The organism is Azospirillum sp. RU38E (assembly GCF_900188385.1).
In the GTDB taxonomy this organism is placed as follows: Bacteria; Pseudomonadota; Alphaproteobacteria; order Azospirillales; family Azospirillaceae; genus Niveispirillum.
The window spans coordinates 105,284-122,825 of the sequence record NZ_FZOI01000007.1; the positions used below are offsets into that span (position 1 = coordinate 105,284).

Below are 17,542 nucleotides of genomic sequence, written 5' to 3' on the forward strand. Positions count from 1 at the left end.
CCAGCCCCGGCGGATCATACCTCTCGGGTCGATGGATTATTTTTGCTACTCTTCGTCGAAAATGCACAGGGCTTGACGGAAAGTGGTTGAATATCCTGCAGTGGTGCCGAATGGCGCCTGTTCCTCCGCCAGCCCGGTCACGGCGATTGGCTGCGACGCGGTGCGGAAATAGGACAGGATGAAGATGCGCAGCGCTGCTGTCAGCGCGCTGTCGCCGCGTCGCCCATCAATCATGGTGACGATCTCGTGAACGCCGCGGGCCTCCCGTCGGCAGATATCCGCCAGACTATCCCATAAAAGCGGTTCCATCCGCACGCTGGTTCGGCGGCCCCCCACGACCACATTGCGGCACACGGCGCGCATCGATTCCGGGGCGACATCATCGGGTTGAGACGGGGGGCGACGCTTGGCTGCCATACGGGGACCGTCCGTCCTATTTTCAAGGTTGGTTCACAGTTGTGCGGAACATATTGAATCTACTTGTATGTGACAATGGGTTGTCGAAGGTATTATGACGCCATATGGTTATAAGACATTTCCTATGTGGAAATGTTCCCCGCCCTTTGGGTGATAATCCGGGGGGATCGCATCGAAATTTCATCTGTCTTTGCCGCATCTCCGCATCCCGGACATGGACACCGTGCCCGGCTGCGCCTAGTTTATCGACCATGAGGGACGAGCCATACGATAGCGACCCGGCCCTGGACGCCGACTGGAACTCCATCGCCCTGCGGGGCGGGGTTGCCAGCCTGCGCGTGCCGGCCAGCTGGCAACGCCTGTCACGCGATGATGGCGGGCTGGCTTTCCAGTCGCCGGGGGCGAATCCGGTCGATCTGTTGGTCTCCGTCACCACCTATCGCAATCCCTATGGCGTCGATGCGGATGAGGCCATCCAGTATCTGGACCGGGAAAATGTGCTGCCGCGCGGCATTGTCCCGTCCGATGATGAAGGCCCGGCGGGGGATGAGGAGCGGCGCTGGATCGCCTATGCCGTGGCCCAGCCGCCCGACCGGCAGATTTTCGTCTGGAAGGTGGCGGATTTCCAGCCACCGGACCATGTGCGCGTTGTCTCCCTGCAACTGCATGTGCCGGCCCTGTCCAGTGCGGCACCCGACCTGGGCGCCCTGATCGACCGGTTGGGGGAGGAGGCGGCGCGCATCAAGTTCTACCCGGCCCCCGTGCAGGGGCCGGTGCAGCGCGTCACCATGCGCAATGTCAGCCATGGGGATCAGGTGCGCTTCCGCCTGCCCTGGGATTGGGTGAGCGTGCGGGAGGACGAACTGACCCTGTTCCACCGGGAAGAGACGGGCAGCGGCACCCTGCGCGTCGCCGTCCATGGCTTCAACCATGAAGGGCCGGAAGCCCAGCTGCTGGCCCGCACCGTGCTGCGTCAGACGGCGGAGCAGTTCGCCGAAGGCCCGGATGGCCGTATCGGCCATGGCAGCCTGGAATGGCTGGAACATGGGGAGGTAATGGCCCGATTCGTCACCGACGGGGAGGAGGATGGCGAGAAATTGCGCTTCTTCCTCTGGCTGCGGGGCGTGGCACAGGAAGGCCAGACCATCGTCGCCCTGTTTAGCTTCGCCTATCCGCTGGCCGCCTGCGGGGGGGAGCGGGAGGGAACACTGGTCACCATGCTGGAACGGGAAATCCGTCAGGCCATGATCGGCCCCGCCAGCGAGGAAGAGGGCGATGGCGACGACCTTGCTGCCGCCATCCCCGGCATGGATGGCGGCGGCTTCAGCCTGGCCGACCTGCTGGATGCCGATGACGACGACGATATGGATGAAGAGGATGACGATGCCGACCCATCGCTTCCCTTCTTCCCCAGCTCCTATGAAGAGGGGCTGCTGGATGAGGACGAGGAGGACGAGGAGGATGACGATGATGATGAGGGCGGGCCGATCGGCAATGCTTGAGCCCCCGGCTCAACAGACCAGCATCGCCTCCTGCTCGATCAGCAGCCGCACGGGCGCACCAGCGGCGGTTTCCGGCGGCGGGTCATCAAAATGGATGATGCCGAGCAGCCGCCGGTCGCCGTCGTCGCAGCCAAAGGGCAGCAGCAGCCGGCTGTAACGAACGCCCAGGCCGCCCGGCAGTTCCACCCGCACCCGGCTCCAGTTCGGGCGGGCGGCGCCATGGGTACGCAGGTAAGAGGCGGCGGCCCCCTCGAAGGCCGGCATCAGCCCGGTATCAATGTCCCGTCCGGTGGCGTCCGTCCCGCTGAACCGCGTCAGCGCGCTGCCATAGAGCGTAAAGCGGGGCATGGCGCCGTTGCGGGGAAACCGCACCATCAGCAGATGGGCCAGCCAGGGCCGCAGCGGGGCGATCAGGTCGCCATTCCAGACCGGCAACCCCTCTTCCAGCCGGGGCAATTGCCGCCACCAGGGCAACAGTGATTGCAGCACCGGCAGCCTTGCCGGTTCGCCGGTTTGCAGGGGGGGCTGCGGCGCGCGCTGGGTCGCGGCAGCCCTCCCCATCATTTCGTGTGCAGCCATGAAGGTGGCCCGTCATGTCAAAGGTGATGGATGGTGCCTGTCAGACGGGGGGCCTGTCCACTGCATCCATGCATCAAAGGGATAGGTGGGCTGCGTTTGGTGGGGATTCCGCGCTCGCCACAGGGGTTTCCGGTGGAAAATCCTAGGCCTAGTGGCCGCGCTGACGGATATCCTGTACAAACCGTTCGATCTCGCGGTTCAGGTCGGCGGAAAGACTGCCGAGAGTGCCGATCCAGTCTTCGATTCCATCGGCAGAACGCAGGGTGGCGGTGGCCCCGCTGGAAATTTCCTTCACCCGTTCAGAGGCGCGCCGGGCCGCCTGCGCCGCTGCACCGGCATTCTGCCCCACCTCGCGGATGGCTTGTGATTGCTGGTGAACGGCGCCGGCGATGGCGCTGGCATTGCCATTCACCGCATCAATGGTGCTGGCCACCCGGCCGATGCTGGCCACGGCCTGGGCGACATTGGCCTGCAGGCGGCCGATCTGCTCCCCGATCTCATCGGTGGCGCGGGCGGTCTGGTTGGCCAGGGCCTTCACCTCTGTGGCCACCACGGCGAAGCCCTTGCCGGCATCGCCGGCCCGCGCCGCCTCGATGGTGGCGTTCAGGGCCAGCAGGTTGGTCTGGCCGGCAATATCATTGATCATGGCCACGATATCGCTGATCTGGGTGGCGGCGGTGGAAAGCCCGTCGACCACCTGCCGGGCCGCCCGCGCCTCCTGCGCCGCCTCCTGGCTGGTGCGGGCGGCCCCGGTCACCTGCTGGGTGATCTCCCCGCTGCTGGCATCCAGCTGCTGCGCCGCCCCGGCGGCGGACTGCACATTGGTGGCGGCCTGATCGGCATCGCCGGCAATGCGGGCGGCTGCCCCCTCGGCGTCACGGGCCTTGGCGGCCATATCGGCGGACAGGGTGTGCAGTTGTGCGATGCCATCGCCGATCTGTCGTACCGTATCGCGCACCCGTGCCTCGATGGCATCTGCCACGCCCAGCAGCAGGCGTTGCTGTTCCTCTCGTGCGGCGATGGCGCTGGCCGCCTGGCTGGCCTCCAGCGCCTGCTTGTCCACGGCCTGCGCGCGGAAAAAGTTGGTGGCCTCGGCCATCTCCTGCAGCTCGTCGCCGCTGCGCAGCACGGGCACGCTGGTTTCCAGCTGCCCCTGGGCCAGCTGGCGCATCGCCGCCGTCAGGCGCCGGACCGGCCGGATGATGCTGAGCCCCACCAGCAACAACGCCAGGGAAACCAGCACCAGGGTTGACAGATAGCTGCTGCCGACCAGCAGGCTGGACTGGGCGAGCCAGTTCTCCTGTTCGGTGCGGGCCTGGGACAGTTCCTTCTGGATCAGGTTGTTCAGATTGCCCAACTCATCATTCAATGTGGCAGCTGCGGTGTCGATTTCATCATCCAGGGCGGCGAAACGGGCATCATCGGCCCCCTTATCCACGGCAGGCACCAGCCCTTCCAGCAGGGCGCGGTGCAACACGGCCACCTGTTCAGCGGCCGCGCGGATGGCAGCCGTTTCCCCGCTGGCCATGCTCTGGCGCTGCCAGTCGGCAATATGGGTGGAAAGCTGGCCCAGTTCCTTATCAATGATCTTGCGCCGTTCATCGTCGACCCGGCCATCGGCGCGGTCGACGATGATATCCATGGCCACCAGCGCCAGTTCCAGCGCGCTACGCCGGGCCGCCTCCACCTCCGCCACCTGGGCCTGCCGGCTGTTGGTCTGGCTGATCTTGGCCGAGAGCACCCCATTCATCCAATAGGTGCTGACGCTGATGATGCTCAGCCCCGCCAGCGCGATGCACCAGACAAGCAGCAACTTGCGACGGATGGTCCAATGCATGGGGGCACTCTCTCGCGTTCCGTCGCCCGGTCCGGGCTTCAACAAAATGTCCGATTTAGCGGTAGAGGTTATCGCGCTGGCGGGCGTAGCTGTAGATATGCTTCGGGATACAATTGACTGCGACTCCAACCATCGCCCCGCCTGGGCCCAAAACGACAACACCCCGCCGGACAGCGTCCGGCGGGGTGTTGCGCATCAGTCCCGAAGGGGAGTGATGAATTACTCGGCGATCGAGCGGCCGTTCTTCATGCCGCGGCCGGTGGTGCGCTCGGCGATACGAGCGGACTTGCCGGTCAGGCCACGCAGGTAATACAGCTTGGCGCGACGGACCTGACCCTTGCGGACCAGCTCGATGCTGTCCAGACGCGGGCTGTACAGCGGGAACACGCGTTCCACGCCTTCGCCATAGGAGATCTTGCGGACGGTGAAGCTGGAATTGATGCCGGCGTTCTTGCGGGCGATCACGACACCTTCGTAAGCCTGGATACGCTCACGGGTACCTTCGGTCACCTTCACGTTCACCTTCACGGTGTCGCCGGGGGAGAAGGTCGGGATCTTCTTGCCTTCGGACAGCTTGGCAACCTGTTCGGCTTCCAACTTCTGCAGAATGTTCATAATACTCATCCTTCACTGCTGCCGCTGTTCCCGTCCGGGGATACAACGGCTGTTGTTGGCTCGGCCGCTACCCTGCGGGTGCGGCGTTTCTTCACCTTTGGGACCGGGCGGCTTTCCAGATAGGCGGACCACAGGTCCGGCCGTCGGGCCGCTGTGATCTGTTCTGCCTGGTCGAGCCGCCAAGCCCGGACCTTCTCATGGTGGCCGGAAAAAAGGACTTCCGGCACCGCACGGCCATTCCAGACGGGTGGCCGCGTATAATGGGGATACTCTAACAATCCCCGCTCAAAACTCTCTTCCCCTGCCGTCTCCACGTTGCCCATGACGCCCGGCAGCAGCCGGACCACGGCGTCGATCAGACAGAGGGCCGCCGGTTCACCACCGGACAGCACGAAATCACCCAGAGAAACCTCCTCCAGGTGATGTTCCTCGATGACCCGCTCATCCACCCCTTCATACCGCCCGCACAGCACGGTGATAGACCCTTCCTGCGCGATCTCTCGCACAAGAGTCTGATCCAGCACGCGACCGCGCGGGGAGAGGTAGACAAGCCGACCCCGTTTGATGCCTTTGGCTTCCTGCCGGGCCAATGCTTCCCGGATGGCTGCATCCAGCACATCCGCCCGCATCACCATGCCAGGGCCACCGCCGAACGGGGTGTCGTCCACGGAGCGATGCTTATCGCGCGCGAATTCGCGGATGTCCAGCGTTTCCAGCGCCCAGGTGCCGCGTTCCAGCGCCTTTCCGGCCAGTGACAACCCCAGCGGACCCGGAAACATCTCCGGGAACAGGGTCAAGACACTGACATGGAAGGCGGGCTGTTCGGCCGGCGTATGGGGGCTTTGCACGTCGGACATGGGATCAACGGGCCTCGCCCGTCTCCTCCACCGCGTCGGCTTCCGATTCGCCCGCTGCCGGCTCGTCATCCAGGTCCAGCTTGCCGCCCATTTCCGCCAGCTCTTCCGGGTCCGGCCTGGCCGGGGTGAAGAGGTTGACGGGGGGATCGACGACGACGCGGGAAGCCTTCACATCCACCAGCGGCACGCAGGCGCGGCTGAAGGGGATGAAGACGGTCTTGCCGGAGACATGGTTGATCTCCAGCATGTCGCCGGCGCCGAAATCATGGATGGCCTTGATGGTCCCGAAAGCGACATCGCCTTCCGGGCCTTCCGTGACAGTCACCAGCCCGATCAGGTCGGTATGGTAGAACTCGTCCTCATCCTCGATCGCGGGCAGGCGGTCGCGGTCAACGAACAGGCGCACGCCCTTCAGCGCGTCGGCGGCATCACGCCCCTTCACGCCGCTGGCCTCGACCAGAAGATGGTCTTTGCCCATGCCGGTCATGCGCAGGGTGAACTGGCGCGTGCCGGTCTCGTCGGTCAGCGGGTTGTAATCGAACAGGGCTTCCGGGTCCGCGGTGAAGCTCTTCACCCGCAGACGCCCATGAACCCCATGCGATCCAATGATCTGGGCGACGCAAACGCGATCGGTCATTACTCGTTCCTTAGAAACCACCGGGCCGGAATGGGGGTACCATCCCGGCCCGTCGCCTCATTACTCGGCGGCGGCTTCAGCGGCCTTGGCGGCCAGCTTGGCGCGCTCCTGGGCCTTGGCCTTCGGGGCGGACTTCTTCGGGCTTTCGATGATGGCCGGGGCCTCGATCAGGTTGGCCTTGCCCAGGAACTTGGCAACGCGGTCGGTCGGCTGCGCGCCCTTGGACAGCCAGCCCTTGATGGCCTCTTCCTTCAGCACCACGCGCTCCGGGTGATCGGAGGCCAGCATCGGGTTGTAGGTGCCAACCTTCTCGATGAAGGCGCCATCGCGCGGGGCGCGGCTGTCGGCAACGACGATGCTGTAGAACGGGCGCTTCTTGGAACCACCACGGGCCAGACGGATCTTCACGGACATTTGATTACTTCCTTGGTTTAAAAGCTGTTCTCTGGATGGGACAGACCGTCTGAAGCCTGTGCCCGTCCAGATCGGGCACGAAAGACGGGAGAGATGTGACGCCGGATGCCGGCATCACGGGATGGCAGGCCGGGGCAGGTAAATGCCCCTTCGGCCACCATGGGAAAGCGGGGGTGGCGCATCAGCCCTTCCCCCGCAATTGCGTGTCGGCCCATTCCGGGGCCAGCAGCCCGTAAATGGCGCTGTCGACAAATTCATCGTCGCGGGCAAAGCCCTGGCGGCGCACGCCTTCCAGGGTGAAACCCAGCGCCCGCAGCACCCCGGCAGAGGCCAGATTGCGCGGGTCCAGCACGGCTTCCACCCGGTGCTTGCCCAGATCGACAAAGGCATGGCGCAGCAGGGCGGCCCCGGTGGCCTTGACCAGCCCGCGACCGCGGGCCGCCGGCACCAGGATATAGCCCAGCTCAATCTGCGCCGTGGTTTCCTTGTGCAGCAGCGCCCAGCCCAGGCATTCGCCGCCATCGGTGGTGATGGCCCAGTTGCGGCTGCCAGTCGCACCGGCGACGATGCCGGCAATCTTGGCGCGGGTCTGGTCGATGCTGGTGTAATGGGCGTGCGGCATGTACCGCATACTGTCTTCATCACCATAGGCGGCGTGCAGCGCGTCGGCATCGCTGTTGCGCAGCGGGCGCAGCACCACCGGCCCTTCATGCAGCACTGGCACGCGACTGGGCAGGTTGCGTTTGGCCCGCCATTCATCGGCCAGCAGGCCGAACACGCCGGTATCCAGATAATCCCCGTCATAGAGATAATCGCGGCGCTGCAGCCCTTCCTGGGTGAAGCCCAGACGTCGCAGCAGCCCGCCGGATGCATGGTTGCGCGGGTCGATATTGGCGGCCAGCCGGTGCAGGCCCCAGACCTCGAACCCGTAATCCAGCACGGTGCGCATCGCCTCTTCCGCGTAACCCTGGCCACGCAGGGCGGGGGAGAGGATATAGCCGACCCAGCCCATCCGGTCCTTGACCGCGAAGATGGTGGTCCAGCCCAGGCAATGCTGCCCGTCGGTGGTGATGGCCCAGGTGCGGCAGGTGCCATCCTCCACCAGCGCCCGATCCAGCGAGGCTTCCGTCTGGTCCAGGTTGGTATGGGGCGGGTGGGACCAGTATTTCATGCTGTCCGGATCGGACAGCAGCGCGTGCATGGCCGGCAGGTCGGCGCGCGACAGCGGGCGCAGCACCAGCCGCGCCGTCATCAGCGTCGCATGATCGGGGGACGAGGCCGCCACACCCGTATCCTGACCCACCGGCAGAACCATCAGCGCATACCTTTGGGCATCAGGGCACCCAGGCCCTGGCGCATCAGGCCCTTCTGGCCCAGCTTCTTCATCTTCTTCATCATTTCCGACATGTCCTGATACTGCTTGATCAGGCGGTTGACGTCGGCCACCGTCACCCCGGCCCCCAGCGCAATGCGGCGGCGGCGCGAGGCGTTGAGGATTTCCGGCTTCTTGCGCTCTTTCTTCGTCATCGACAGGATGATGGCTTCCTGCCGCTTCAGAATCTTCTCGTCGATATTGGCGTTTTTCAGCTGTTCCTTGATCTTGCCCACGCCGGGCAACAGGTTCAGCATCCCGCCCATGCCGCCCAGCTTGGTGATCTGGCGCATCTGGGTCAGCATGTCTTCCAGGTCGAAGCCGCCTTTTTCCAGCTTCTTGGCCAGCTTTTCGGCTTCTTCCTTATCGATGCTCTCGGCGGCCTTTTCCACCAGGCTGACCACGTCGCCCATGCCCAGGATGCGGCCGGCGATACGGTCAGGGTGGAACGGCTCCAGCGCGTCGGTCTTTTCCCCCACGCCCATCAGCTTGATGGGCTTGCCGGTGACATGGCGCATGGAAAGCGCGGCACCGCCGCGCGCGTCACCGTCGATACGGGTCATGACAATGCCGGTGATACCCACCCGGTCATTGAAATTGGTGGCGACCGTCACGGCGTCCTGGCCGGTCATGGCATCCACCACCAGCAGGCTTTCCACCGGCTGGGTGGCGTCGCGGATGGCCACCACCTCATCCATCAACTCCTCGTCGATGGCAAGGCGGCCGGCTGTATCCAGCAGCACCACGTCAAAGCCTTCCAGCCGCGCCGTTTCCATGGCGCGGCGGGCGATTTCCACCGGGGTCTGGCCCTTGACGATGGGCAGCGTGGCCACACCGGTTTGTTCACCCAGAACCTTCAACTGTTCCTGGGCGGCGGGGCGGCGCGTATCCAGCGACGCCATCAGAACCTTTTTCTTTTCCCGGTTCTTCAGGCGCAGGCCGATCTTGGCCGATGTGGTGGTCTTGCCCGAGCCCTGCAGGCCCAGCATCAGAATCGGCACCGGCGGCACAGCGGACAGGTTGATATCCTCAACCGTGTTGCCCAGCAGTTCCACCAGATGGTCATGTACGATCTTGATGACCATCTGGCCCGGATTGATGCCGCGCAGCACCTCCGTCCCGATGGCCTTTTCCTTCACGCCCTGCACAAAGGCCTTCACGGCCGGCAGGGCGACGTCGGCTTCCAGCAGGGCGATGCGGACTTCGCGGAGCGCCGCATTGACGTCATCCTCCGACAACGCCCCGCGCTTGCGCAGGCGGTCGAAGATATCGCCAAGCCGTCCCGTCAGACCATCGAACATCCAAATCCTCCTGGTCGCCCTTGCCGCCACACCCCTGCCTTTGCAGATGGGGTATCCCCAAACGCAAAAGCGCCAGTGCGCGACACTCGCGGACTGGCGGGGCGCCTTGGCGCCGATAGACCGTACCGGAAAAGGCCAACCCTCTTCCGGAATGATGGGCGGGTGATACAGGGAGGAAGGAATTGAGTCAATAATGCAGGCCCGGCTGGCTGGTCTGCGCCGGCACCCGGCCGCGATATACCGATTTCGGGTGGGTTTTCAGAAAGTCTTTGTTGAAACCACAACCAGCTGTCATCACAGTAGTGTTAACCCGTTGTTGTGCGGTGTGGGGAAGCTGGGGACCATGGCTGGAACGATCGGGCAGGAACCGGACCGTTCGCGCATTTCGGTGGCGGAGCTGCAGGGGATTCTCGGCCGCCATCAGGCCTTTTTGCGCCGTCAGGCCGGCGGTGTGCGCGCCAGCCTGAAGCTGCGCGACCTCAGCCATATGGATCTGTCGGGCTTCGATCTTGCCGATGCCGATCTGTCGGGCGCCAAGATGTTCGGCACCCGGCTGACGGGCACCAATCTGGCCAGGGCCAATCTGTACGCCACCGATCTGCGTCTGGCCAATCTGGAAGGGGCGGACCTGCGCAAGGCCGATCTGCGGGGGGCCTGTCTGCGCGGGGCCGTGCTGTCAGAGGCGCTGCTGGTCGACAGCGATCTGCGCGACGGCACCATCATGCATGTGCGCGGCAATGGCGACATTTCCCTGCATGAGTTCGAGGCAATTGAGGTGGCGACCGAAATGTCGGTGGCCACCATCCGCGCGGCCGATCTGTCGCGCGCCCGCCTGTCCAATGCCTTCGTCATGCAGACGGACCTGACAGATGCCATCATGCGCGGCACCAAATTTATCCGCGCCAACCTGACCAATTCCAACCTTACCGGCTGTGACCTGACCGGGGCCGACCTGCGGGAGGCCAACCTTTCCGGGGCCAAGCTGGCCGGTGCCAACCTGTCGGGGGCGGACCTGAATGCCACCCGCTTCATCAATGCCGATCTGATCGGCGTCATCATGGATGATGCCACCCGGCGCACGGCCAATCTGGCCGGTGCCGTCACGGCGCGGGAACTGGGGGCGGATGGGCGCGATCTGGCCCGCATTCTGGCCGATCATCGGCAATGGGTGGACAGCAATGGCAAGGCCGGCCTGCGGGCTGACCTGTCGGGCGTTGATCTCAGCGGCCAGGATCTGTCGGGGCAGGTTCTGTCGGCTGCCCTGATGCATTGCACCATGCTGCGCGGCGCCACGCTGGCCGGGGCCACCCTGCCCATGGCCGACCTGTCGCTGGCGGACCTGCGGGGGGCTGATCTATCCAAGGCCGATCTGCGCGGTGCCTCCCTGGAACGCGCCACCCTGTCTGGTGCCAAGCTGCCGGGGGGGAAGCTGGGGCCGGTGCAGATACAGAGCAATGCCAGCCGGCTGTGGAGCGCCAATCTGCTGCGGGCACGTTTCGACGGGGCCGACCTGACCGGGGCCGACCTGCGCCGCGCCGTGCTGGGCCAGGCCAATCTGATCGGCGCCATCCTGTGCGACGCGAAGCTGGCCGATGCCAATCTGGTCGGTGCCGATCTGTCCGGCGCCCTCTGCCGGGGCGCGGATTTCACCCATTGCGACCTGCGGGACGCCCGTTTGCAGGGCGCTCAGGATTTGCCGATTCTTTAAGTGTCCATCCAGGAACTTTCACTTTTTTTCCAATCTATTAACCGTCATTCCCGCGAAGGCGGGAATCCATACGATAGCGCGGATTTTGGATTCCCGCCTTCGCGGGAATGTCAGTGGAGAAAGGGCAAGGTTTGAAAGGCAGGATAACCTTCCAGACAGACTCTGGAAATTTTCCAGCATAGTTGCTGAATATTGTTTAAAAACAGGCCGCTGGCAGCCCGTCTGTCGATTTACTTGGCCCTTTGGGATTCCATGCGGGAATATGCCGTCCCCACCCCTTGGATTCCCCCTTTGCGCTGCCGGCCATGATCACGCTCGACATTGCCACCGTGCTGTTTCTCTACCAGTCATCGCTGCTGGTGGGGGCGCTGGCATTTCTGTTGAATCGCCGCCAGACAGGGGCAACGCGGGGGCTGGGTATCCTGTCGGCGGCCCTGGGCCTGCTGGGGGCAGGGGCCTTGCTGGCCAGCCTGGGGGAACAGGCGCTTTTGCCGCTGCAATTCTGGACCCTGGGCAGTCTCACGACTGGCCTGTGGGGCCATGCCTTATTGGCAGTCGGCATGGCCCGTCTGGACCGTGGGCGGCCACCCCGGCGTTGGGGCCTGCTGGTGCTGCTATGGCCTTTGCCGTTCTGGCTGGCGGCCGTGCTGACGCAGTTCCACCTGGAAAACCATCTGCGTGCCATCATCTTTCACCTGAATGCGGCCTTCTGGCTGGGCGTGGCGGCCTGGGGCATCCGGCGGGGCCGGCGGCTGGAACCGCTGCCGTCCCGCGGCCCCCTGGCCCTGGTGCTGGGGGGCAGTGCTTTGTCATTCGCTGCCGGGGCGGCCATCATTCTTTGGGTGACGAATTTCGTTCCCTGGATAGCGCTGGAATTTTGCGTGCAGATTCTGGGTAATTTCACCCTGGTCATCCTGGTCAGCGGCATGGCCACCGACCGGGCAGAGGCACAGCTGCGCCGGCAGGCCAGCCTGGATGCCCTGACCGGCATCGGCAATCGGCGCTGGCTGGCGGCCAGCCTGCCCACCTCGCTGCGTACCGGCGACACGGTCCTGTGCCTTGATCTGGACCATTTCAAGCAAATCAATGACCGCCACGGCCATGCCGGCGGCGATGTCGCGCTGGTGGCTGTCGCCGGCCTGCTGCGCGACAGCCTGCGGCAAGGGGATTGTCTGGCCCGCATGGGCGGTGAAGAATTCGTGCTGTTCCTGCCGGAACTGGAGGAACAACAGGCCCTGATGCTGGCGGAACGGCTGCGCGCGGCCATCGCCGCGCTGGCCGTCTCTTATCGCGGGCAACCGATCCCCGTCACCACCAGCATCGGCCTGGCCCGTTGCGACCGGGCAGGGTACGACTGGCAGGATCTGCACCATGCCGCCGATATGGCGCTGTATGCCGCCAAGCGGGCCGGGCGTAACCGGGTGCAGCTGGCCTGCACGGCCTCTGGCGGCGCCAGCGCCTGACGAAAAGCGGGCAGGGAGCAGATCGTCACGGGCGGCCCAGCAGCCCCTCCAAGGCTGCCGCCTGCGCCGTCATGCCCGCAAGGTTGGGGTGGTACGGCACGCCGCCAGCCGACGCAAACCCTGTCATCCAGGGCTCGGCAGCGCAGGCATCATGGCCTTGCGACAGGGCGGAGACCTTGATCAGCTTCGCCCCCGCTTCCTGCGCCACCTTGGCGGTCAGCGCCTCCACCCTTGCGGTGGCAGCACGGGCGGCCGTGGCGGCTTCGTCCGGCAGCGGGGTGGCAGCACAGGTTCCCTTGGACGGCAGAACGACGGGATAATCCAGGAACACCAGGGTCGCCTTGGGCGCCCGCTGCTTCACCCCGGCGGCGATGCGGCGCAGGCCTTCTTCCAGCCGGGCATAATCGGCCTCTGTTGCGGTCTGGGGCGGGCGGCATTTATCGGCAGCGATCTTCCCTTGCCCCGCCAGTTCCTGGCAGGAAGCCGACATCAGATTGCCGATATAAAACACATCATTGCCGCCGATGGTGACCGTCACCAGCGCGGTATCCCTATCCACCGCGTCAATCTGGGCCGGCAGCTCGTTCCAGGGTTCCAGAATGGCGGCGGTGGTGGCGCCGCTGCAGCTGACATCCACCAGATCAAGCCCGCGCCGTTCCGCCAGCTGGTGGGCGTAATTGCGGGTGGACCGGCCACAGCGCGGCGGGGCGTCGGCCACATAGGGGGTGATGCCCGGCCCGGCGGCAAAGGAACTGCCCATGGCGACATATTTGGCGGCGGCCTGTGCTGTGACAGGGAAGAAGCCAGCCAGCAGAAGGGCGGCGGCAAGGGCGGTGCTGCGGTATTGGCTGGGCATGGGGTTCCCCGGATTGGACAGGCAGACATCACCCTATCGGTAAATAAGCCGGCCCCGCCACCCACAGGGGACGGGGCCGACCATCTGTTGGAGGGTTCGAGGCTGGGGGAGGGGGGGATCAGGCGGCCCGGATGCCGGCCAGGAAGCTTTCCAGTTCCCCTTTCATCACAGCGGCCTGCTGGCCCAGATGGCGGGCTGCGTCCAGCACGTCGCTGGCCGATTGGCCGGTCTTGTCGGCGGCAACATTCACATTGGCGATATTCTGCGATACTTCGCGCGTGCCCACCGCCGCCTGCTGCACATTGCGGCTGATTTCGCGGGTGGTGGCATTCTGTTCTTCCACGGCGGCGGAGATGGCGGCCATCGCTTCATCAATCTGGCCGATGGTGGTGGTGATGGTGCCGATGGCCTGCACCGCCTGGGCGGAAACGGCCTGTACGGCGGCCACCTGCTGGCTGATCTCCTCCGTGGCATGGGCCGTCTGGGCGGCCAGGTTCTTCACCTCTGCCGCCACCACGGCAAAGCCCTTGCCGGCCTCTCCCGCGCGGGCTGCCTCAATGGTGGCGTTCAAGGCCAGCAGGTTGGTCTGGCTGGCAATATCGGCGATCAGCTGCACCACATTGCCGATGCGGTGGCCGGCATCCGCCATCTCCGCCATGATGCTGCCGGTGCGCGCCGCCTCCTGGTTGGCGGTATCGGCCACCTTGGTGGACAGGGCCACCTGACGCGCGATCTCCTGGATGGAGCTGGCCATTTCCTCCGCCGCGGAGGCCACGGTCTGCACATTGGCGGCGGTCTGTTCGGCGGCGCTGGCAGAGGCATTGGCCTCCGTCCGGGTTTGCAGGGCGATGCCGGTCATGCCCTGGGCGGTATTGTCCAGTTGCCCGGTTGCCCCGGCCACGGTTCCCAGAATCCCGGCAACCTTATGGTCAAACCCGGAGATCAGCACTTCTATGGCGCGGGACCGGGCCAGCTTGGCCTCCTGTTCCGCGGCCTGTTCCGCGGCCAGCCGGTCGGCTTCCACAGCATTGCGCTTGAACACTTCCAGCGCGCGGGCCATGCCGCCAATTTCATCCCGGCGTGCGGTACCGGCGATCACCACGGCACGGTCACCGGCGGCCAGCAGGCCCATCTGGTCGGTCATGGCGGAAATCGGCTGGGCGATCATCCGTGTCAGCCCGACGCCGGCAGATACGGCCAGCAGCAGGGACAGCAAGCCGGCAATGCCCACCGCATTTTCCGCCACCTCGAACGTATCCACCATGGTGGCGCGGCGTTCATTCAGCAGATCGCGGTGGCCATTCTGGATATCCTCGCCCAACCGGCGCAGTTCCGCCACCAGTTCGGCCCCCTTGCCGGCGCTGATCGCCTCCAGCGTCGCCGCCCGGGTGGCGGGATCGCGGTAACCGACAATCTGCGGGTCGGCCACCTCCGCCCGCCATTGCTGGGACAGGCGTTCAATCCGATCAATGCTGGCCAGTTGCTGCGGGTCGGTCAGCAGCCCGCGCACCTTTGCCAGATTGCTGTCGAAGATTTTCCGTGCCGTCTGATAAGGTTCCAGGAAGGATTCCTTGCCCGTCAACATATAGCCCCGCACACCGGCGACCTGATCGGTCTTGGCTGCCATGACCAACCGCATCCCCCGCATGACCTCGTAGCTGGTCACCATCTCGTCATTGCTTTGCCGGATGCTGGCAAGCTGACCCAGATTGAACAGCCCGATGATGCCCGCCGTGAGGACCAGCGCGCCGAAGGCGAGCAGGAATTTCCGGCCGATACGAAGATTTTGCAGAAAATACAGTATCGACATCTCTTCCCTCCGAAGAACCGCAGGATCAATAAGGCACAAGACCACGCGCCCGGCACCAGGGGTCCGGGTTATCGTAAGGGGGCGAATTACAACCCTATGATTTTATTGTTTTATTTTTAGGCAGTTCCAGTGACGGATATCTGCTGTTCTGACTTTTTTAACTATCTACATATGGGCGTATTTTGATCAAGGGCAGATATTATGAATCTGCCTGATCTATTCCGAAGTATATGTTTCCAGCCGGGATTTTATCTAAGCGTTGAAATTATAACATTCAAAAATAAATGAATACATGTGAATTATTTACAAATTTATTCTTTTATTGAAAAATAAATACAATTTATTTTCGTCTCAAAATGGAAAATTACGGGTAATGATGCGGAATAGCGCGAAGGGGGACTTTCCCCCTTCGCTATGCGTCCACCAATTTACTTGTAATCGCCGTGATCAGGCGGCCCGAATGCCGGACAGGAAGCCTTCCACCTGATCCTTCATCCGGTCGGCCTGCCGGCCCAGCTCCCGGGCCGCCCCCAATACCTGGGTCGCGGCCATGCCGGTTTCGCCCGCCGCTTCGGTCACATGCACGATATTGGCCGAGACCTCCCGCGTTCCCAGGGCTGCCTGCTGCACATTGCGACTGATTTCCAGCGTGGTGGCATTCTGCTGTTCCACCGCCGCAGCGATCGTCGCCATGGCCTCGTTGATATCGTTGATGGTGCCGGTGATGGTGCGGATGGCCCCGACGGCATCGCCGGTGACATTCTGAATGGCCTGAATCTGCTGGCCGATCTCTTCGGTGGCCTTGGCGGTTTGGGTGGCCAGGCTTTTCACCTCCGATGCCACCACGGCAAAGCCCTTGCCGGCATCGCCGGCCCTGGCGGCCTCAATGGTGGCATTCAGGGCCAGCAGGTTGGTCTGGCCGGCAATATCGGCGATCAATTGCACCACGGTGCCGATGCGCTGGGCTGCTTCCACCAACCCCTGTACCGTGTCATTGGTGCGGGCGGCCTCGGCGGCGGCCTTGTCGCTCACTTGGCTGGAATGGGTGATCTGACGGGAAATCTCCTGGATGGAGCCGGCCATTTCCTCCGCGGCGGCGGCCACGGTCTGCACATTGCCGGCGGTCTGTTCGGCAGCACTCGCCGTGGCGGTGGCCTGGGACCGGGTCTCCTCTGCAATGCCGGACATGCCCTGGGCTGTGCTGTCCAGTTGGCCGGTGGCGCTGCCGATGGTTTTGAGCACCTCGGCGATATTGCTGTCAAAATCAGCGATCAGGGTTTCAATGGCGGCGGTGCGCTTGGCCTTGGCGGCGTGTTCGGCCGCCTGTTCGGCGGCCAGCCGGCCCGCCTCGATGGCGTTCTGGCGGAACACCTCCAGCGCCTGGGCCATGCCGCCCACCTCATCCCGGCGCTCCAGCCCCTCGATGCGGATGGCGGTGTCGCCGCCGGCCAGACGGCGCATCAGGCCGGTCATGGCATTGATGGGCTTGGCGATGCTGCCCACCAGCCCCCAGCCGGCCACCAGGGCGATCAGCAGCGACGCCAGCACGCCGCCGATGGTAACCCAGGCGGCGGTGCTGAAGGCGTGTTCCAAATCTTCACTGCGCCGGGTCAGCAGGGTGCGCTCCACATTCTGCACCTCATCAACCTTGGCCCGGATCAGGTCCATCTGGCGGCGGCCGTCGGTGGCGGTGAAGGCGGCCAGGGCGGCGGCCCGGCTCTCTTCCTTCTGCATCCTCGCCAGCAGCGGTTCGGCGACGGTGCGATCCCATTCACCAGACGCTGCCGCGATCTCGTCCAGGCGCGTCAGCTGGGGCGGGTTATCCTGGACCAGATCGCGCAAGTCCTTCAGCCGGTCCGCAAATTGCCGCTGCCCGGCCGTGTAAGGTTGCAGGTAGCTGGGATTGGCTGTCAGGGCATAGCCGCGCAGGCCGGTTTCCTGGTCCACCTTCGCCGTCAGCAGGGTTCGCAGATTGCGGATAACCTCATAGGTGTGGATGGTCATCTCATTCCCGCTGCGGATTGCAGCAAGTTGAGCCCGATTGACTCCACCGACGATCAGCACGGTAAAGATCAAGGCTCCAAAAGCAATCAGCAGCTTCCTGCCGATGGAAAGATCACGGATTTTGGCGATCATCGACGATTCTCCAGGGTTAGAGCCAGTCTCGATCAGCG

General features: G+C 64.3%; 15 protein-coding genes. 3 read left to right on the forward strand and 12 right to left on the reverse strand.

Annotation, left to right across the window (positions count from 1 at the left end; genetic code table 11):
* Positions 1-45: 45 nt before the first annotated feature.
* Positions 46-417 carry a ribbon-helix-helix domain-containing protein gene (locus CHB97_RS13850; protein WP_244559535.1) on the reverse strand — a complete coding sequence of 124 codons (372 nt, stop codon included), beginning with the start codon at positions 415-417 and terminating at the stop codon, positions 46-48.
* A gap of 251 nt (positions 418-668) precedes the next feature.
* Here CHB97_RS13850 and CHB97_RS26410 point away from each other — a divergent pair, with 251 nt between their 5' ends.
* Entirely contained in the window at positions 669-1,919 is a 1,251-nt protein-coding gene (locus CHB97_RS26410; RefSeq protein ID WP_089288573.1) for a hypothetical protein, read from the forward strand.
* A 9-nt stretch (positions 1,920-1,928) separates the two neighbouring features.
* Here CHB97_RS26410 and CHB97_RS13860 read toward each other — a convergent pair whose 3' ends face one another.
* From CHB97_RS13860 to ffh, 8 genes are all read right to left on the reverse strand, one after another.
* Positions 1,929-2,498 carry a hypothetical protein gene (locus CHB97_RS13860; protein ID WP_089288574.1) on the reverse strand — a complete coding sequence of 190 codons (570 nt, stop codon included), beginning with the start codon at positions 2,496-2,498 and terminating at the stop codon, positions 1,929-1,931.
* Between the two features lie 148 nt (positions 2,499-2,646).
* Positions 2,647-4,335 (reverse strand): methyl-accepting chemotaxis protein, encoded by a 1,689-nt coding sequence (locus tag CHB97_RS13865; RefSeq protein ID WP_089288575.1) that lies wholly within the window; start codon positions 4,333-4,335, stop codon positions 2,647-2,649.
* A 219-nt stretch (positions 4,336-4,554) separates the two neighbouring features.
* The gene (rplS, locus tag CHB97_RS13870) at positions 4,555-4,950 is read right to left on the reverse strand and encodes a 50S ribosomal protein L19 (RefSeq protein WP_089288576.1); all 396 of its coding nucleotides are present in this window, start codon (positions 4,948-4,950) and stop codon (positions 4,555-4,557) included.
* A 5-nt stretch (positions 4,951-4,955) separates the two neighbouring features.
* Complete coding sequence (gene trmD / locus CHB97_RS13875) at positions 4,956-5,807, reverse strand: tRNA (guanosine(37)-N1)-methyltransferase TrmD (protein WP_089288577.1); 852 nt, start codon at positions 5,805-5,807, stop codon at positions 4,956-4,958.
* A gap of 4 nt (positions 5,808-5,811) precedes the next feature.
* A complete protein-coding gene (gene rimM, locus CHB97_RS13880) occupies positions 5,812-6,444 on the reverse strand; it encodes a ribosome maturation factor RimM (protein WP_089288578.1) in 633 nt (210 codons plus the stop codon).
* Positions 6,445-6,504: 60 nt separating this feature from the next.
* On the reverse strand, positions 6,505-6,858 hold the full coding sequence (rpsP, locus tag CHB97_RS13885) for a 30S ribosomal protein S16 (protein WP_089288579.1): 354 nt from the start codon (positions 6,856-6,858) through the stop codon (positions 6,505-6,507).
* Between the two features lie 181 nt (positions 6,859-7,039).
* The gene (locus CHB97_RS13890; protein ID WP_089288580.1) at positions 7,040-8,173 is read right to left on the reverse strand and encodes a GNAT family N-acetyltransferase; all 1,134 of its coding nucleotides are present in this window, start codon (positions 8,171-8,173) and stop codon (positions 7,040-7,042) included.
* The gene (gene ffh, locus CHB97_RS13895; protein ID WP_089288581.1) at positions 8,173-9,531 is read right to left on the reverse strand and encodes a signal recognition particle protein; all 1,359 of its coding nucleotides are present in this window, start codon (positions 9,529-9,531) and stop codon (positions 8,173-8,175) included. The genes CHB97_RS13890 and ffh overlap by 1 nt, the downstream gene beginning before the upstream one ends.
* 343 nt (positions 9,532-9,874) lie before the next feature.
* On the opposite strand from ffh, the gene CHB97_RS13900 reads away from it, so the two are divergent.
* A complete protein-coding gene (locus CHB97_RS13900; RefSeq protein WP_089288582.1) occupies positions 9,875-11,239 on the forward strand; it encodes a pentapeptide repeat-containing protein in 1,365 nt (454 codons plus the stop codon).
* Positions 11,240-11,544: 305 nt separating this feature from the next.
* Positions 11,545-12,702 carry a GGDEF domain-containing protein gene (locus tag CHB97_RS13905; RefSeq protein WP_143270898.1) on the forward strand — a complete coding sequence of 386 codons (1,158 nt, stop codon included), beginning with the start codon at positions 11,545-11,547 and terminating at the stop codon, positions 12,700-12,702.
* Positions 12,703-12,727: 25 nt separating this feature from the next.
* Here CHB97_RS13905 and CHB97_RS13910 read toward each other — a convergent pair whose 3' ends face one another.
* From CHB97_RS13910 to CHB97_RS13920, 3 genes are all read right to left on the reverse strand, one after another.
* The gene (locus CHB97_RS13910) at positions 12,728-13,558 is read right to left on the reverse strand and encodes an SGNH/GDSL hydrolase family protein (RefSeq protein WP_089288584.1); all 831 of its coding nucleotides are present in this window, start codon (positions 13,556-13,558) and stop codon (positions 12,728-12,730) included.
* A 118-nt stretch (positions 13,559-13,676) separates the two neighbouring features.
* Positions 13,677-15,368, reverse strand: a complete 1,692-nt coding sequence (locus CHB97_RS13915) for a methyl-accepting chemotaxis protein (protein ID WP_089288585.1) — start codon at positions 15,366-15,368, stop codon at positions 13,677-13,679.
* Positions 15,369-15,815: 447 nt separating this feature from the next.
* A complete protein-coding gene (locus CHB97_RS13920; protein WP_089288586.1) occupies positions 15,816-17,504 on the reverse strand; it encodes a methyl-accepting chemotaxis protein in 1,689 nt (562 codons plus the stop codon).
* Between the last annotated feature and the right edge of the window lie 38 nt (positions 17,505-17,542).